The 16,692-nt window shown below is 52.3% G+C and carries 17 protein-coding genes; 4 read left to right on the forward strand and 13 right to left on the reverse strand.

Going from position 1 to position 16,692, the window contains the following annotated elements; genetic code table 11:
• Positions 1 to 4: 4 nt before the first annotated feature.
• Positions 5 to 808, forward strand: coding sequence for a DUF4412 domain-containing protein (locus KF749_11600; GenBank protein MBX2991796.1), 804 nt, complete (start codon positions 5 to 7; stop codon positions 806 to 808).
• 24 nt (positions 809 to 832) lie between these two features.
• Here KF749_11600 and KF749_11605 read toward each other — a convergent pair whose 3' ends face one another.
• From KF749_11605 to cdd, 6 genes are all read right to left on the reverse strand, one after another.
• Positions 833 to 1,684: a glycosyltransferase gene (locus KF749_11605; protein ID MBX2991797.1), complete on the reverse strand. Its 852-nt coding sequence runs from the start codon at positions 1,682 to 1,684 to the stop codon at positions 833 to 835.
• 24 nt (positions 1,685 to 1,708) lie between these two features.
• A complete protein-coding gene (gene amrS, locus KF749_11610) occupies positions 1,709 to 2,764 on the reverse strand; it encodes an AmmeMemoRadiSam system radical SAM enzyme (protein MBX2991798.1) in 1,056 nt (351 codons plus the stop codon).
• A 43-nt stretch (positions 2,765 to 2,807) separates the two neighbouring features.
• Positions 2,808 to 4,034: a hypothetical protein gene (locus tag KF749_11615; GenBank protein ID MBX2991799.1), complete on the reverse strand. Its 1,227-nt coding sequence runs from the start codon at positions 4,032 to 4,034 to the stop codon at positions 2,808 to 2,810.
• Between the two features lie 75 nt (positions 4,035 to 4,109).
• Entirely contained in the window at positions 4,110 to 4,799 is a 690-nt protein-coding gene (locus KF749_11620) for an FKBP-type peptidyl-prolyl cis-trans isomerase (GenBank protein MBX2991800.1), read from the reverse strand.
• Between the two features lie 174 nt (positions 4,800 to 4,973).
• Positions 4,974 to 5,891, reverse strand: a complete 918-nt coding sequence (tag, locus tag KF749_11625; GenBank protein MBX2991801.1) for a DNA-3-methyladenine glycosylase I — start codon at positions 5,889 to 5,891, stop codon at positions 4,974 to 4,976.
• A 10-nt stretch (positions 5,892 to 5,901) separates the two neighbouring features.
• Complete coding sequence (gene cdd, locus KF749_11630; GenBank protein ID MBX2991802.1) at positions 5,902 to 6,336, reverse strand: cytidine deaminase; 435 nt, start codon at positions 6,334 to 6,336, stop codon at positions 5,902 to 5,904.
• Positions 6,337 to 6,622: 286 nt separating this feature from the next.
• Between cdd and KF749_11635 the strand changes: the two genes are divergently transcribed.
• Positions 6,623 to 6,811, forward strand: a complete 189-nt coding sequence (locus KF749_11635) for a hypothetical protein (GenBank protein MBX2991803.1) — start codon at positions 6,623 to 6,625, stop codon at positions 6,809 to 6,811.
• 65 nt (positions 6,812 to 6,876) lie between these two features.
• On the opposite strand, the gene KF749_11640 is transcribed toward KF749_11635, so the two are convergent.
• A complete protein-coding gene (locus KF749_11640; protein ID MBX2991804.1) occupies positions 6,877 to 7,533 on the reverse strand; it encodes a metallophosphoesterase family protein in 657 nt (218 codons plus the stop codon).
• A complete protein-coding gene (locus KF749_11645) occupies positions 7,530 to 8,774 on the reverse strand; it encodes a GlmU family protein (protein MBX2991805.1) in 1,245 nt (414 codons plus the stop codon). The genes KF749_11640 and KF749_11645 overlap by 4 nt, the downstream gene beginning before the upstream one ends.
• A 146-nt stretch (positions 8,775 to 8,920) precedes the next feature.
• Here KF749_11645 and KF749_11650 point away from each other — a divergent pair, with 146 nt between their 5' ends.
• The gene (locus KF749_11650; protein ID MBX2991806.1) at positions 8,921 to 9,109 is read left to right on the forward strand and encodes a hypothetical protein; all 189 of its coding nucleotides are present in this window, start codon (positions 8,921 to 8,923) and stop codon (positions 9,107 to 9,109) included.
• Between the two features lie 40 nt (positions 9,110 to 9,149).
• On the opposite strand, the gene KF749_11655 is transcribed toward KF749_11650, so the two are convergent.
• Genes KF749_11655 through KF749_11665 form a run of 3 tightly spaced genes read right to left on the reverse strand, consistent with a single transcriptional unit; the run spans position 9,150 to position 11,599 of the window.
• A complete protein-coding gene (locus tag KF749_11655; protein MBX2991807.1) occupies positions 9,150 to 9,653 on the reverse strand; it encodes a YbaK/EbsC family protein in 504 nt (167 codons plus the stop codon).
• A 38-nt stretch (positions 9,654 to 9,691) separates the two neighbouring features.
• Entirely contained in the window at positions 9,692 to 10,267 is a 576-nt protein-coding gene (locus KF749_11660) for a hypothetical protein (GenBank protein MBX2991808.1), read from the reverse strand.
• Between the two features lie 33 nt (positions 10,268 to 10,300).
• On the reverse strand, positions 10,301 to 11,599 hold the full coding sequence (locus tag KF749_11665; protein ID MBX2991809.1) for a class I SAM-dependent methyltransferase: 1,299 nt from the start codon (positions 11,597 to 11,599) through the stop codon (positions 10,301 to 10,303).
• Between the two features lie 426 nt (positions 11,600 to 12,025).
• Between KF749_11665 and KF749_11670 the strand changes: the two genes are divergently transcribed.
• Entirely contained in the window at positions 12,026 to 13,579 is a 1,554-nt protein-coding gene (locus tag KF749_11670; protein ID MBX2991810.1) for an OmpA family protein, read from the forward strand.
• A gap of 77 nt (positions 13,580 to 13,656) precedes the next feature.
• Here KF749_11670 and KF749_11675 read toward each other — a convergent pair whose 3' ends face one another.
• Both KF749_11675 and KF749_11680 read right to left on the reverse strand, forming a co-directional pair.
• Positions 13,657 to 14,580, reverse strand: a complete 924-nt coding sequence (locus KF749_11675; protein MBX2991811.1) for a hypothetical protein — start codon at positions 14,578 to 14,580, stop codon at positions 13,657 to 13,659.
• Between the two features lie 14 nt (positions 14,581 to 14,594).
• Positions 14,595 to 16,670 (reverse strand): T9SS type A sorting domain-containing protein, encoded by a 2,076-nt coding sequence (locus KF749_11680; protein ID MBX2991812.1) that lies wholly within the window; start codon positions 16,668 to 16,670, stop codon positions 14,595 to 14,597.
• Positions 16,671 to 16,692 lie beyond the last annotated feature (22 nt).

Here is a 16,692-nt window from a genome sequence, read left to right on the forward strand (position 1 = left end):
ACGCATGAAAAGAGCCGCTATTCTTCTCACTTTCCTCTGCATCACTGCTTCAGCGCTTGCGCAGGGGCTTTATTGGCAAACAAAAACCGAAGGCTCCGTTGCCGAAGGCACAACGGAGAACTACGCAATGCCGAAGATGCTCAAGACTGTTTCATCAGGCGGCGCGAACGACGGCACGGTAATGGTTCTACGGCTTGACAAAAAGGTATTCTGGTCGATTGACCCGAAAAAGAAAACCTACTCCGAAGTGACGTTTGACGAAATGGAAGCCATGTTGCAAAAGGCGGGCGGCAAGATGGATGCCGCCATGGAAAAAATGAAGAAAGAAATGGAGGGAATGCCGAAAGAGCAGCGCGAAATGATGATGAAAATGATGGGGGGAACAATGCCGGGAGCCGACGCAGAAGCGGCTATTGATGTGAAGCGAACTGCCGAGAAAAAACGTATCAACGGATATGATTGCGCGAAATATGTTGTTCGACGTGACGGCAACGAATTCATGTCATTGTGGGTAACAAAGGACGTGAAGGGATTTGACATGATGATGGGGGATTGGAAGGAATTTGCAAAACGCATGAGTTCAATGTCGGCCCGCTTCGGAAAGGGAATCACCGATGCGTACAAGGATATCGACGGCTTCCCGATGCAGACAACCATGACGATGATGAACAATACCGTGACAAACACGGTGACCAGGATCGAGCAGCGGGCAACGCCGGCCAAGGAGTTCGAGGTTCCCGCGGGATACACGAAAGTGAAAAGTGATCTCGAGGATGCGATGAAGCAGATGGATAGTGACGAGGACTGAACTTTGACTGAAGGGGGCGAATTCTCATTCGCCCCTTGTTGTTTCCGCGTCTCCTGTTTTCCCGGCCAAGCCTATTGCGCATCGCGGCTCTTTGGATTTCTTGATCATTTCAAATCTGTCCCAACACGCTTGCGATGCCGGTGTTCGAGGATGCCAGATATGATATTGTATGGCGAGATTCCTCATGGACTTGCCCGTTACACCAATCAAACCGAGACGATACTGAATGTCCGAATCTTCACCGCAACCGGGGCCGTTGTACAATTCGTCGAATCCGTTGATTGCCTGAAGGTGTTTCTTCGCAACGGAAAAATTGCTGCCGAGCATTCCTTTCACATTGCGCAGCAACAGCGCTCTCATGATCCTGCTCGGAATTCTGATTCCGTCTTCTACACGAAGGGAATGCCCTTTCAGTCCGTCAACCCATTCTCTCCACCCGTAGCGCTCAAACTCGCCGCTTCGGACTTTGTCAATTGTCAGGGCCTTCGACCACCGCTCGCTGGTTTCGACTCTTCTTCCCATCAGCATTTTGTTCTCTTCTCTCTCATTCCAGTGATCAAAAAGAAAATCCTTGCCGGGCAGACAATCACCGTCGATGAAGACGAGATACTCTGTTGATGAAGCGCGAATAGCGTTGTTCAGCATGGTGTTCTTGCGCCAGCCGTTGTCATCATGCCAGAGGTGAGTGATGGGGATGGTGTAGAGGCTCCGCGCCTCCGCTACAACATCCTTTACTGCGGGGCCCGAACCATCATCGGCGATAATCACTTCACACTCTACAAATGACTGACGCCCACATGCCGCAAGCACGAGACGGAGGTTTTCGGGCTTGTTGTACACCGCAACGATGAGGGATATTTTGGGGGAGAATTTCACTGAAGGTAAGTTTGCGCAGAATGCCTAATGCCAGACTCCCGGAATGATGTGCCTGCATTTCGGGCATTCGCCATCTACCAGCCCATTCTTCACGACGGTAAAGCCATGCCGTTCAATCAGCACTTCGCGGCACGACGGGCACCGGGTGTTCTCGTACTTGCCGAGCATGCCCGGCAAGTTTCCGGCGTATACAAAATGCAACCCCGCGTTATATCCGATGTCCGCGGCACGGATGAGTGTCCCTGCGGGCGTATTATCAGGGTCAGTCATCCTGTAGTCTTGATGAAATGCGGTTACATGCCAGGGAATCTCGGGAGATACGGACGCGAGGAATCGTGCAATGTCGTTCAACTCGTCATCCGAGTCATTGAAGCCGGGAATCACCAGCGTAACAACTTCGAGCCAGATGCCGAGTTCATTCAGGCGTTGGATGGTGAATAGAACGTTCTCCAGTTTCCCGCCTAACTGCCGGTAGTTCTTCTGCCGGAAACTCTTGAGATCTATCTTGTACAGGTCGACATGCGGCCGGATGTAATCCAGCACTTCGGGCGTTCCGTTGCCGTTTGAAACATACGAACACTTAATGTTGTACTTTTTCGCAAGCTTGAATATCTCAACCGCCCACTCGCTGGTTATCAACGGCTCGTTGTATGTGCTGGTCAGTACGGGAATGTGCCTGTCGAGGGCAATTGCCACGATTTGTTCTGCCGACATAATGTCGGGCGGTGTACCGGCAAGGGGATCTCGAAGAGCTTGCGATGTCAGCCAATTCTGGCAATAGGCACAGTGATAGTCACATCCCAACATACCGAAACTGAGTGCTTTTGCTCCGGGAAGAGCATGAAAGAAGGGCTTCTTCTCTATCGGATCGATTTGGAGTCCAGCAACGTATCCACGCGGCACGTACAACTCGCCCCCCTTGTTGAAGCGAACCTTGCAGATGCCTTCATGATCGGGGGCTATTTTGCAGCGGTGGCCGCACGCAACGCATCGGACCCATGTGTTGGGCATCTTCTCATACAAATCGCCTTTTGCCGCCTGACCGGCAAGCAACTCGTTCAGCGTTTGTGCCTGCTGCATTTGATCCTCTGTCACCGTATGGTACGCCGAAAAGCCGGTGTTGTCAAGACGGTACAACGAGCCCCGACGGGAGCCGCGGAGACGAAATGAGCCTCGTGAACTCTTCCCATCGCTTTCCTGCATTCTCCGGCGTGCCACCTCTTGACTCAATGTATTTCTTCACCATGTCCTGGCCGAGATTGTAGTTGATAACGTAGCTTCTGTAGGCATCGAAAAACTTGATACGCTGCACGGCCCGTTCATGCGAGAAGAGGGCGTACTCCATCAACCATTGGATTGCTTCATCCTTGGTCATTTTTTCATCAAGATATCCCCGCGCCGCTTCGTTGCCGGCGTAGGCAAGCTTCATGAATAGCGCGTGAATGTTGTAGTAGAGTTCCGCTTTTGACGAATCAAGACCCGCAAGTGGAAAAAGCACTTCACGTTCAAACTCGATTCGTTCTTTCGGGCTGAACACAACATCAATTCCGAAGTTCGCAGTCCCTTCCGCGATCAGCGATTGTGGACTAAAGAGAGCATAGACACTGAATTCGAGCCAACCGTTCTTCTTCAGAAGATTTTGCTCAAGCAACGCATTGTACACATGATGACCCGGATATCCTTCGTGGGCGGCAAGGTCAACGGCCCGGTCGATGTAAATTGGCAGGTCGGTGTTCATTTGAATAAGGCTGTAAGCATTCCCTTTGAACCAGTTGTAGCCGCTCCAAGCCTTGTCGGTAACGTATTCCACAACAAAGCTTTCGTGTTCAGGAAGATCGATGTGTTGCTTTGTTCGTTTCCGGCATTCCTCGATGGCGGCCTTGAAAACGGAATCGAGTTTTTCTTTGGGAATGATGAACTGACTCTTGAACGCGTCATAACGCTGCTGCACACTTCCCGAACCGGGGAGTTGCGCGGCCATCTCCTGTAAAATGGTCCTGAAATGGGTTTCCGGGTAGGTCGGCGCAACGGCGTCATACAGCGCCTTCGACTCTTGGTCAAAGGAGAATTTCTTGCCCTGCAGTATTTCGACTCGTGCCAATAGTGATTCGAGTTGCCCGGCAAGATAATGAAACCGCAGCTTCTCAGATTCGTTTGACAGGCTTTGCTTCATCGCATGAATCTCCTTGACTGCTCCAGCTGCTTCGACTTGAATCCGTTCAAGCGGTTTTGGGGTCGCTCTTGCTTCATCCATCCATCCCGAAGGGCCGTGGTACGCGTCGACATAATCCGCATCGTGTTGGCCGACGGCAAGAACGAGTTTGACGTAATTTTCTGCAATGGAATTCATGGGTTCCTTTCGGAAATGAAAAAACCGCAGGATGTCATGCCACCCTGCGGTTTGTAAGATAACAAAAAGAACCGACTACTTCACCGAAAGCAGCTCGACCTCAAAGATCAGTGTTGCACCGGCTTGTATCGTCGGTCCGGCTCCGCGATCGCCATAAGCAAGATTGGAAGGAATGTAGAGTTCCCACTTCGAGCCTTCCGGCATCAACTGCAACGCCTCTGTCCATCCGCCGATGACTTGCCCCACGCCGAACGTCGCAGGCTCGCCGCGTTTGTACGAACTGTCGAATTCCGTTCCGTCAATCAGCGTGCCGCGGTAATGAACCGTAACCGTCTGGTCGGCTTTCGGCTTCGGGCCTGTACCCATTTTAAGAATTTTGTACTGCAAGCCGCTTGCCGTTACTTTTACGCCTTCCTTGTTCTTGTTTGCTGCAAGAAAGGCTTCACCATCGATTCTGTTCTTTTCGCCCGCGGCAGATGCTTCTTCCTGGTGCTTCGCCATCATACGCTGCTGGAATGCCGTCATCACTTGCTGAGCTTGCTCCTCAGTGAGCATCACCTGGGCGCTGTCAACAACATGCTGAATGCCTGCTGCAAGCGCGGCAACGTTGACTTCGACTTTTTGTTGCTTCAAGTTTGTGCCGATGTTGGTGCCGATGGCATAACTCACGCTATCCTGTGTCGTTTTCAGCTCAACCTTGTTCTGTGTGTTCCCCTGGCAGGCAAGCAGAATCATGCTCATGGCAACAACGAGTGCGTATTTCATTAGAGATTGTTCCTTGAAAGTGTATTATGGTGAATGGCGCCGGCCATTCGTGATTTTTAGATTGTTCAAAATACGGGTTTCTCGCTGCGAATACAATCCGCACGACGGTTCTTCACACTTCCAAATGTGAAGAAAATGAACCAAACCAATTAAATTCGGTTCATATTGCAGCACTTACCGGTACTTCCAGCAATCTTTCGTGTGATCATTCGCCATTCCAGTTGCCTGCATGAACGCGTAACAGATTGTCGAGCCCACGAATTTGAATCCGCGTTTCTTCAAGTCCCTACTCATCGCATCGGATTCGGGGGTTGTTGCAGGAATTTCCTTTAGAGATTTCCGCCTGTTTCGAATCGGTTTGCCTCCGACAAATTGCCAGATGTATGTGTCGAAGCTGCCGAACTCCTTCTGCACATTCAGATATGCCTGTGCATTCAAGACGGCGGCGTTAATCTTCAGCCTGTTCCGGACAATGCCTTCGTTCTTCAGCAACGCGTCTGTTTTCCTCTTGTTGTATGCTGCGATCTTTCGTGCATTGAAGTTGTCGAATGCCTTTCGGTAGTTCTCGCGCTTGCGCAGAATGGTTATCCAGCTCAGTCCGGCTTGCGCGCCTTCAAGAATCAACATCTCAAACAACTTCCTGTCATCATGCTGGGGAACTCCCCACTCCTCGTCGTGATACTTGATGTACAGCGGGTCGGTGCCGCTCCAGGCACAACGGATTTTCTCGCGTTTCTTGTTCATTGACTTATAGATGGGTAATGGAGTCTTGTTGTACTTCTTCCAGCCGAACACGTTCAGGTCAATTCTTCCCTTCACGAAAATTACCCCCTCTTTCTCCAACAGATTTTTCTGTCGTTTGAATGCGTCCGAATTCGCAGGAAATGATATCATGCCTTTTGAATTGATCACCCGGTGCCATGGAATCTGTATGCCGTGCGGAAGCGCGTGAAGAGCATATCCAACAAGCCGTGCTTGTTGGGACAGCTTGCTTAGGCGGGCAACTTGTCCATACGTTGCGACTTTTCCCCGCGGCACCTTCTCAACTGTCGACCAGATCTGCTGGTGTCTTCCTGACTTTCCTTTCAGCATCGCAACCCGACTATTGTTTCGAAGCGCGGGAGCCGAGCTTCTTCAGGTCGGCAGGCATAGGAAAGAGTTTTTTTAATGATGTCAGTTTGACATCTCCCTGTGAAGATGTAAGGATCACTTCGATGTCAGGGGCAAATTCCGAAAGGACTTGCCTGCACGCGCCGCACGGTGGGAGTAGGCCAGTGTCATCTGAAGCGATTGCTATCGAGATGAAGTCCGTCGAACCTTCGCTGACGGCCTTGAAGAGCGCATTCCGCTCGGCGCAAGTTGTCAGCGAATAGGAACTATTCTCCACGTTGCAACCGGAAAATATACGCCCATTGCCGGCAAGCAACGCTGCACCAACCCGGAACTTAGAGTATGGTGAGTAAGAGTTTTCCTTCGCCAACTTAGCTATCCTGATAAGATGCTTTTGCTTGGTTGCTGACAGTTTTGGTTTTCTCATTTGCACTAAGTTGTTTCGTGTAAACGGGTTCAATCCATGCAGGTCAAAGCGGAAGAATCTACCGATAGATGTTCTCGAATTCAAGAAGCACGGCAATCCTGAGTTCCAAGCGGAACTGGCAGTCGCTGTAAGTTGTGTTCAGGCTTGTACTTTGGGCAATCCATAAAAAAAATTAATCGCAGATTGTCGAAAATGGCCTGTTTTTCAAGCTGCATTCCCAAAAATAGGACAAATTCTGAACCTTTTTCTCTGAAAATTAGTTATATTGTGCGAGGAGAAAACACCTATGAACTACAAAGGCGATGCAAGAATGAAGAAACGCGGTTCAACTATCTGCCGGGACTGCGGTAACGAATTCCGGGGTCAGGTAGGGGCCTATCGCTGCCCAAGCTGCAAAAAGAAAGAGATGGCATACCGTGCAAAGCGCGAGCGCATGCGTCAGCAGCTTCCTTTCTACCTGAAGACAGATAGCTAATCTGGATTTTTTTGTCAGATTGAAGAACGCCTTCCCTACGGAAGGCGTTCTTGTTTCCGGTACCGCTAACTCATTTCACAACACTCGACTACAACATCCTCGCCGATGGAAATCAGTCCGTAGAACCCGCTCCCGACCGGACCGCAATTGATGATCTCGGCAGATCCAATTCTATCGACGCCTCTCGCTTCATGAATATGTCCACAAATGACGACATGCGGTTGATGTTTTTCGATGAATGATCGCACCGCGGAACTGCCAACATGTCTGCCGGTATGAACCCTGTCGAGCTTTGTGTTCAACGGCGGGGAATGTGGAACGAAGAGGTTTATCTCCGCGCCGGAAACTTGCATCAAGCCAAGTTCGGCTCGTGCGGAAATTTCTTCCTCAGATATTTCGTTCGGTGTTCTCAGCGGCGAGATGGGCGATGCCGAGACTCCGGAGAATCCGACACCACTAATCACAACCCCGCGTCCGTTTAATGAGACACCAAGTCTGACGAACACATCATCAAGCAGCGGGGGGTCCATGTTCCCGGCAACAACCAGCAACGGTTTCCGAAAGCGTTGCAGCTGATCGATCGCCTCTTCTGCTTCCTCGGGTGAACCGTTGGTTGTCAGGTCGCCGGCAACGACGATAACGTCAACAGAAGAGTGGAAGTTGACGATGTCCAGCATTCTCCGGTACGCACCGTGAATATCTGATAACGCCAGAATCTTCACAGCGCTTCTCTTTCCTTCTTCGTCAGATCGAATATCGTTTTCATAAGTTTCTCGTCTGCTTCAGTCATTTCGATTGCCCGGCGGGCCATGACACGACGGCAGACGTCAATGGCGCTGTCGATACGATACTCCATCAAACCTTCTGCACCGCCCCAGGAAAAAGAGGGAATAGTCTTGGGTGGAAATCCTGCCCCGTACACATTGCTCGAAACTCCGACAACCGTCCCGGTATTGAACATCGTGTTAATCCCGCTTTTGGAATGATCGCCCATCGTCAAGCCGACAAACTGCGAACCGCTATCCACCTCTCTGCCGTTGATCGTCACACGGACATTTCCGTAATTGTTCTTCAGGTCGCTCGTATTCGTATCGGCACCGAGGTTGCACCACATACCGAGATACGAGTGGCCGAGAAACCCATCATGCTGTTTGTTGGAGTAGGAGTGAATGATGCTTGCTTCCACCTCCCCGCCAACTTTGCACATCTCGCCGATACTGGTTCTCTCATAGATCTTCGCCCCGATCTTGATCCGTGTCCCCATTCCAATACTTGCCGGGCCTTCAATGACTGCGTTCGGCAGAATCTCGGCATTCTTGCCGACATAGATCGGCCCGTTCGATGCATCAAGTACGGCTCCTGCCTTAACCTGTGCCCCGGTATCAATAAATATCCTCCGTTTGTTGATGAAATGAACACCCGGGAGGATTATCCCCCGACTCTTCTTTCCCAAAGTGATGGACTTGTAATCGGCAGCTATCTGCTCGCCATTGTGTTGAACAAGGTCCCACGGGTATCTGATAAGATTCACGTCAACCTGTACCTTTTCAAGTTCGGAGAAGTGTTCTGCATCGAACACCTCCGAAAAATCGTGCTTCAGCGATCTGTGACGGCCTGCGTTGATACGAACGGCAACGACCGTGTTGCCGGACAGATACACGGCGTCATCTCCCCGAATGGGAATCTGCTTCGCGAGCCCGGTTCCCGCCAACAATCGTCCATTGATCAAAAGGCAACCCGACTCGTGCACCTCGTTCACCTCAACGCCTGGATTCTGCCGGCGAACGACCTCCGCTAAATACGGACGGCACAACAACGCCAGTTGTGTTTTAGGATATGCGCGAAGGATCTTTTCGCGCAGCGTCAGGATTCCGCAGCGAAGATCATACACAGGACGAGTATACACAAGAGGCAGAAGATTCACGTATTGAGGATCTTCAAAAATGCAGATAGTCGGAGCCATTCGGGATTCCTGTTCTGATGACATCATGTTCCGTAAAAGCGCTTTGGAATGTAAGAAGAAATCAGCGAACGTGCGACAGGCCGCGGGGCGGGGCAACTCTTGCACACATTCTACGTATTACACAATACACCACCGGAGTATTGAGTATGACGAAGTTCCTTCTTTGGCTCATTTTGCTTGTTATCTGTTGGCCGCTCGCAATTGCGGCGCTGGTTCTCTATCCGCTGATTTGGCTTGTTCTTCTCCCCTTCAGGCTGGTCGGCATTACAGTCGACGCCCTCTTTCAGCTCATCAAAGGACTGTTTATGCTGCCGGCAAGAATTTTGCGCGGATAGCAATGACGCATGTTTCCGCTGTCCGTGCAGGAACAATACGTCAGCTAATGCCCCGTTCAAAGAGATCGGCGCGAACCCTTCGTTCCATCGTGAACTTTCGAACAAGCGGCTTCACAAGTCTTTCAAAGTCGGCATACGACATTTTCAGAACTTCGCGGTGGTTTCCACCGTTGAACGCGATTTCCTGATTGTTCCTCAAGGAATCTGCGACAACAACATCAATCCCGAAGAGATTCCCTAGCGGCGGCATTGCCCCGATTTCGCAATCGGGAAAGAGGGTATTGAACTCCCGCTCCGTCGCGAGCACAACGGCATTTGCGTTGAGCGCTGTGCGCAACAGGGCAAGATCCACCATTTCGGATGCAGGCAGAACAGCCATCATCGCTTTCCCATCAACCTTCACGATGACGGTTTTTGCCACCTCACTCCTGGGAATGTGTGCCAGAACGGCAACTTCGCGGGCGGTGAACGCCGGCGAGTGGTGGATCACGATATACTTGATGCCGTTCCCGTCAAGATAGTTTGTTAAACGTGCGAGTATCATTGTTCTCCCTCATTTGTTCAACACACATGGGCCGTTTCTCACGGCACTTCTTCTGTTTCCTTACCGATGATCCGAAGATCGAGGGCATCGTACAAAATGTATGAGCCGACATGCGCTGTGCCAGCTCCCTTCTCCGCCATCACTGTCAGCAGGATGTCTATTCGTCTCGCATTGTCAGGCAGACGTGCGCTGATCGTGAACGGAATGAAGTCCGGCCCCGATTCTTCGAAATATCGCTCGCATGAAGCTATCGTGCTGTTCGTTGCGGATTTCACATCGATGGCAACGTATCCGACATCTTTCCCGAGAGACTTGAGAAGATATGCCCCCTTCAAAACCAGTTCGCCACTCTTCACCTCAATGTCCTTTTGAGAAATCATTCCCGCCATTTTCGTTTCATAGAATTCTTTCACCTCGCATTTCACCGAGGTCTTTCCGGCGTAACTGTTCCGCGAAGCCGAAACGACAGTGACCATAGTGGGAATGTTGTTGGTTGTCCACCCGACAGGCTCACCGGCGGAGAAACTCTCGAAGCTGCCGTTCTTCAGGAGATTGCGTTCTGCGAGAATGGCAAGAAGGGGAACAACAATGAACACTGCAATGTGATTTTTCATTTCACGCCTCCTCATTCAAATGAAAATGCGTTGTTACTGCACGTACCAATCGTTCCGCGTCAGCGGGAAGTTGCTGACCCCGTCGACCGACTTCACCAAGAGTGATTGGTACACATTCAGCTTCCCCCGCCAGAACCAGTACGCCGAGCCGGACATATACAGCCGCCACACGCGGTACGTGGTTTCATCCGTCGCTGCAACCGCCTCGGTACAATGCGCTTCAAGGCGGCGAACCCAGTTTCGCAGAGTAACGGCGTAGTGTTCCCTCAGGCTTTCCACATCCCTCACTTCAAATCCGCTCTTCTCCGCGGCATGCAGCGTTGTATGCAGCGGAACAAGCTCGCCGTCCGGAAATACGTACCTGTCGGAAAAGGTCGGCTCTTCCGGCAACGGCTCCGTTGCATTACGCGCTATGCCGTGGTTGAGAAATACTCCGCCCGGACGCAACAGCCGCCACGCCTGCTCGAAGTATGTGGGCAGAAGCTTTTCGCCCACATGCTCGAGCATTCCGATGCTTGCAAGCTTGTCGAACGACGAGGGTGCATCAATGTCGCGGTAGTCGCACATTTCAACGCGGCACCGATCTTCAAGCCCGGCCTGACGGATGCGTTCCCGCGCAAATTCGGCTTGCAGCCGGCTCAAGGTAATGCCGACACATTTGGCCCGGTACTTCTTTGCTGCGTGAATAATCAATCCGCCCCAGCCGCAGCCGATATCGAGCAGCCGTTCGCCGGGCCGGAGCCGCAGCTTTCGGCATACGTAGTCGAGTTTTCGGGTTTGTGCGGTATCGAGATTGTCGTGCAATGTTTCGAAGTACGCGCACGAGTAAACCATCTGCGCATCCAGAAACAGCCGGAAGAATTGATTGGATGTGTTGTAGTGGTACGTAACGGCGTCGAAATCGCGTTGAGGGGAATGCAGACGGCCATCCAGCACCGCGGCGCGCCGACCGGGTTGCCCGCGGGGTGATGAAGGAAGACTGTGAAGAAGTTTGCCGAAGTGGAGTTTTTCCGCGAAGCTTCTGCGGATACTCATAAAATGATCAGCAAGCGGGAATACGGCCGAAATATCCCCTTCAATATCGAAGTCGTTGTAGATGTACGCCTCGGCAAGGCTCAACTCGGTGGGCGGCAGAAACATGCTTCTCAGTGCGCCGGGATGCTGAAGAACAAGCGTGAACCGCCGCGGCTGATCCGGTTCTGCTTCCCATACCATCCCGTTCCAGAACCGTACGTCGAAATCCCTCGCCGGGTATTCGCCCAGCAATTCGTGCAACAGGGTCAGGCTCGTATCATACGCCCGGCCGGTTGCAAGAAGCGTTTGCTCCGTCATTTTCTTTCCCTCCTCCCCCCACGTTGGAGTTTGGGAGCACAAAACATGCAAAAACCTCTTTACCCCATCATACTCTGATGTTCTAAAGAGGTTGAGAAAGAACCTGTCAAGAAACTTCCTGCCCAAAGGTACTACATCTGAAGTCAAAAGACAAGCGAAACGAGTCACCCGTGCGACTATCTTTGGTCTTGCTCCACTTCACAAACATCGCAGATGTGAGTTCTTAACTTACCGACGAGCACAGTCGCCGGAATTACCGCTTCTACCCTCAATACTCTTTCCCCCGGAGCGGCAGGCATAGTCGGCTTCACCCACTCAACAAGAATCTTTCCCTCTTCTTGAACCAACTGGCACGCGCGCATTTGCTGCCCGCCGCTCTGTTGCCATGCACCTCGCATACATGTAGATGAAAGAAAGGAATACCCGATGAAGTTCTTCATGCTGGCCGCATTTCTCATGCTTCTTGACGTTCATTCCGGCTTGTCGCAACAAGCTGTAAAAAAAACGCCGATGTTCTCCACGGATGGCAAATGGTCGTTGAGCTTTCACGGAGGAGCAAATATCTGGATCAGCGATCTCAATACGCGGCGCGCCTCTCCGGGAGGAGATCTTGTCCTCCGGTATGGATTGTCCCGGCGATTCTCGTTCGGCATCATGCTCGGGTATGACAGGCTGATTGGCATTGAACATCCGGAGACCGTTGCACCAAACCCGGCATCACCACCATTGAGCGAGTATATGGCACTCAGCATGGCCAGCGCGAATTTCATCGTTGTGTACAACTACCCCATTACTCTCGACTTCCGGCCGTACGTGTATGCCGGAATCGGCGGAGCGGCCTATCTGAGACAGGATCGCTTTGACAACCACATCCCGGATGGCGGGGATCGCATTAAGCGGACCCTCCACATTCCTGTCGGGTTTGGCTTTGAGATTCCGATGTCCCAGAACGTCTCTTTTGCCATCGACCTCGGTGCACGCATTATGGATGACTACACAGATGATTGGAAGGGCAACAGCATCATCGAGCAATCGACCAGGCCCGGCATTGCCGATTGGTATCCGACGGGACGGCTCGGTTTCAATTTCTATTTCGGTAAGAACGATGATGATGATGACCCGGACAACGACGGGCTTACCAATACGGAAGAACGAAGGTACGGCACGAATCCTTACAATGCCGACAGCGACGGCGACGGACTGAAAGACGGCGAAGAGATTTTCCGCCACAATACCAATCCGCTGAAGTGGGATACTGACGGCGACGGGTTGAGTGATGGAGATGAGGTTCTCAAGTACAAGACGTTTCCGAACCGTACCGATTCCGATGAGGATGGGTTGAATGACGGACATGAAGTGCTCAAATACGAAACCAATCCGCTGAAGCCCGATACCGATGGCGACGGCCTGACCGATGGCGATGAAGTGCTCAAGTATGGCACCGATCCCCTGAAAGCAGATACTGATGGCGATAGTTTAAGCGATGGCGATGAGATTCTCCGCTACAGAACAGACCCGCGCAACAAAGACACTGATGGCGGCGGTGTGGATGACGGCACAGAGGTGAAGCGGGGGACTAATCCGCTTGACAAGAGTGATGATTTTCCCGTTCAGAAACGCGAACTCAAAGCCGAGGTGGGACAGGCCGTCGTGTTAGAAGGGATCGTCTTCCAAACCGGCAAGGCGACGATCACCCCCGTTTCCGAAGACATTCTGACCCTTGCCCTCAACACGCTCCGCCAACATCCCGACATGACGGTGGAGATTCGCGGGCATACGGACAATACAGGTTCGCGATCGCTCAATGACGGACTTTCACAACGTCGCGCTGACGCAGTGCGTTTGTGGCTACTCAACAGGGGTATCGCGGCAAATCGAATCACGGCAACAGGCTTCGGTCAGGATTATCCCATTGATACGAATCTGACGGCAGAAGGACGACAGCGCAACCGGCGCATCGAATTCTTCAGAACAAAATGATCTCATCCGATTGAGAAACAGAAGTGCCCCAGCAAGCCAACCTGCCGGGGCATTTCGCTTTCTTCCGGTATTAAGCATTATCGCTCTCTGATCCGTTCTGCCGCAATTCCGCCATCCTTCATCACTCTGCCGAGAACTTCAACGTAGCTTCCAGGCGCTGTTTTCTTCTTGATCTCCGTCCGGCGATTGATTAGAAGGGGCAACCCATCGAGCAACGCGGTGCCGGTGAGTTGTCCGCCGAGCCGGACTTTTCGTCCGACGGGAACTTCAGCCGTGACGCCCGATTCATCTTTTGCTCCCTCCCCCACCCAACGTTCGACAAGGACAATCTCATTGGCGGTAAGGTACGGCGGCCCGTCAAACGGCATACGCGGAAGTGATTGCCCGCGAATCTTCCGGATGAGTTCGCTTGCATCAGGATTGCCGGGAATAACATACGCCCTCTCCGTTCCATTCATAATCTCTTGATAGCTCGAAAGAACAAGTCCCTCCGGCGGCGGCCCCATCAAGCCTTTGTGGTTGTGGCATTTCACGCAGTTGGCTTTGAAGATTTGCGCGACATCCGCGTAGGTGATGCCACCTCCCGGTTTAGGGGGTTCAGCAGGTTCAGAAACGCTTTTGGTTTTTGAGGATCGGACAGTAGGGGGCGATGCACCGTTTCGTATCCAATCTTCAATCAACTTTATTTCGGCTTCATCAAGCCAAGGCGGACCCGAGAGCGGCATACGCGGCGTGCTGGTTCCCCGAATTCTCTTCACTAACTCACTCACTTCCGGGTTTCCCTTCTCAACAACATTACCCCCTTGCCCGCCTTTTATCACATTTTCGTAGCCATCCAACCGAAGACCTTTCGGTGCCTTCGGGCCTGCGTGACACATCACGCAGTTGTCGTCGAAGATCGCCTGCACATCCTCGTAGCTTTCGGGAGTGGGAGCAACATATGCCCTCCTAACCATAAACAAAGCGGAGATACAGATCAGAGCGGCAACAAGTCGTTTCATCTTGAACAACATCATCACTTCAACAATAACATGCGTCTAACCTGAATGTTGCCGGCACTTTCCAGTCGTGCAAGATAGACGCCGCTGGCAGCATCAAGGGCATTCCATTGAACTGAGTAGCTGCCGGGGGCTTTTTCCTCATTTACCAGCGTCGCAACTTCGCGGCCGATCAGGTCGAAGACACGGAGGGATACCAGTCCGTAATCTGCAATCTGAAACCAGAGGTTTGTACCCGGGTTGAACGGATTGGGATAGTTCTCCGCGAGATAAAACCTGCGCGGGATTGCGGTGCCTCCATCAACGGCAAGCGGCGAAAGTGAGTGTTTCCATACGCCTTTTGTCGAAACTGCCGCGAGAAGTTCTCCGTTTATCTCAACGATGCCGAGTACGGGAGACGTTGCGGGTTCATTGGTTCCAAACCGAGACCAGCTCGCCCCCTCAAACCGGAACACGCCGTCGGAAGTCGCGGCATACAGCAAACCCTCGTATTCGACAAAACTGTGCGCGTACGGATAGAACCCGTTCGCTTGAGGCAGTCCGCTATTCATCTCTTCCCACACCGAGCCGTTGAACCGGAAGATTCCGCGCCCCGACCCGAGTAGTGTATACGAGGGAGAAGTATAAAGATTTTCCACCCATGTGTTTTCGGGAATTCCGTTTCCTGCTGGACTCCAGTTCGCCCCGGCATTTGTTGAACGGAACACACCCGCAACGGTCGCTGCAAACAGCAGTTGCCCGTTCGCGGCGACACGATGCGTCGGTGCAACAACCGAGGTTGCGTTTCGCGGGAGTCCGTTGTTTATCGCAATCCAGGATTCACCGTTGTTGGTTGACCGAAACACGCCGCCGCTGAACCAACTGCTGTTTCCGTGAAATGACATGATGTGATAGAACGAAGCATAGACGGCATCATTCGTTACTGCAAGATCACGTATATCCGGGAGGTACTGTGTAATGCCCTGGTTTGCGAGCGTCCACGTTACACCATTATCGGTCGAGCGGGAGATGCCATCCAACGTTGCGGCAAAAAGGGATGTCCCATGCGCGACAAGGCGGTTCGCTTCAAGGTTTGCCGGAAATGACCAGGTTGTGCCGTTGTCTGTTGTTCGCGCGATGCGGTTGGAGACAGGCGTGAATATCTGATCTCCGATCCTCCCGAACATCCTTGGTGTTGTTGCAATGAGTTCGTCATTCTCCTCCGTCCAGGTTGCGCCATTGTCGGACGATTGCCACACACCTGCGGCTGTTCCGCCGAGCAGAGTGGAAGCCGTCCCATCAATATCGTGCACCATAACATCAAGCGGCAGGGAACTCCATGTTTCGCCATCGTATCTGAATACCCTCATGTTTGCCACCGCATACAGCGTGGCGCCTGCCGCCAGCATCCGTGTCGCTGCGTAGTACGAGATGTCGAACCGGGGCAACCCGCTGCTGCGCAGTTCCCACGACAAGCCGCCGTCAGTCGAGCGAAACACACCGCTCTGCCCGAACGAAGCGAAGAACTCTTCACCGAGACGCTCCAACGAGTTCACAATCCCGCTGCCTGAGGGTCCGTTTACGGGGTTAAACGTTGTGCCGCCATCGGTGGAACGCTGCAGTCCGAATCCGACTGAGCTTCCGATCAGAATCGTGTCACCTGCGGCAAGCAGACACCCGGTTAGATTCACCGCATGACCGGCGAAGGCCCAAGTCTCGCCTTCGTCCAGTGATTTGTAGATCGTGTCACTAATACTGGCGTAAACAACTCCGCGGTCGACAGTGATCGCAGAAGCCGGGAAGTTTGAAGAAGGGAGAACATCAACCCATGTCGAACCGTTGTCGACCGATCTGGCTACTCCTTGCTGCGTGATGGCGAGAAACGAGTTTCCGACAGAGATAATTCGTGTCGCCGGGAAGTTGGCAACCGGCGTCCAAACACCCCCGTTGCTACGGTAGATCTGACCCGGGTGAATTGCACCAAGCATCGCATTCTGTCCGATGGCGATTGCACGAACCATACCACCCTCCGGGCCCGATGTCCGAGTCCAATCGGCAAATCCAACAGAACACAAAAGAACCGACAATGTCATCAAAGCGAATCGTGTTGACATAATTCCTCCCTGGGAAATTATT

The organism is Bacteroidota bacterium, assembly GCA_019637975.1.
In the GTDB taxonomy this organism is placed as follows: domain Bacteria; phylum Bacteroidota; class Ignavibacteria; order UBA10030; family UBA6906; genus CAADGV01.

Excerpts from the sequence above, each read along its gene's own strand:
- KF749_11600 (MBX2991796.1), top strand. The coding sequence starts at position 5 with ATGAAAAGAGCCGCTATTCTTCTCACTTTCCTCTGCATCACTGCTTCA.
- amrS (MBX2991798.1), bottom strand. The coding sequence starts at position 2,764 with ATGCAGCAGGCACAAACGCTGAACGAGTTGCTTGCCGGTCAGGCGGCA.
- KF749_11615 (MBX2991799.1), bottom strand. The coding sequence starts at position 4,034 with ATGAATTCCATTGCAGAAAATTACGTCAAACTCGTTCTTGCCGTCGGC.
- KF749_11620 (MBX2991800.1), bottom strand. The coding sequence starts at position 4,799 with ATGAAATACGCACTCGTTGTTGCCATGAGCATGATTCTGCTTGCCTGC.
- tag (MBX2991801.1), bottom strand. The coding sequence starts at position 5,891 with ATGCTGAAAGGAAAGTCAGGAAGACACCAGCAGATCTGGTCGACAGTT.
- cdd (MBX2991802.1), bottom strand. The coding sequence starts at position 6,336 with ATGAGAAAACCAAAACTGTCAGCAACCAAGCAAAAGCATCTTATCAGG.
- KF749_11635 (MBX2991803.1), top strand. The coding sequence starts at position 6,623 with ATGAACTACAAAGGCGATGCAAGAATGAAGAAACGCGGTTCAACTATC.
- KF749_11645 (MBX2991805.1), bottom strand. The coding sequence starts at position 8,774 with ATGGCTCCGACTATCTGCATTTTTGAAGATCCTCAATACGTGAATCTT.
- KF749_11650 (MBX2991806.1), top strand. The coding sequence starts at position 8,921 with ATGACGAAGTTCCTTCTTTGGCTCATTTTGCTTGTTATCTGTTGGCCG.
- KF749_11655 (MBX2991807.1), bottom strand. The coding sequence starts at position 9,653 with ATGATACTCGCACGTTTAACAAACTATCTTGACGGGAACGGCATCAAG.
- KF749_11660 (MBX2991808.1), bottom strand. The coding sequence starts at position 10,267 with ATGAAAAATCACATTGCAGTGTTCATTGTTGTTCCCCTTCTTGCCATT.
- KF749_11665 (MBX2991809.1), bottom strand. The coding sequence starts at position 11,599 with ATGACGGAGCAAACGCTTCTTGCAACCGGCCGGGCGTATGATACGAGC.
- KF749_11670 (MBX2991810.1), top strand. The coding sequence starts at position 12,026 with ATGAAGTTCTTCATGCTGGCCGCATTTCTCATGCTTCTTGACGTTCAT.
- KF749_11675 (MBX2991811.1), bottom strand. The coding sequence starts at position 14,580 with ATGAAACGACTTGTTGCCGCTCTGATCTGTATCTCCGCTTTGTTTATG.
- KF749_11680 (MBX2991812.1), bottom strand. The coding sequence starts at position 16,670 with ATGTCAACACGATTCGCTTTGATGACATTGTCGGTTCTTTTGTGTTCT.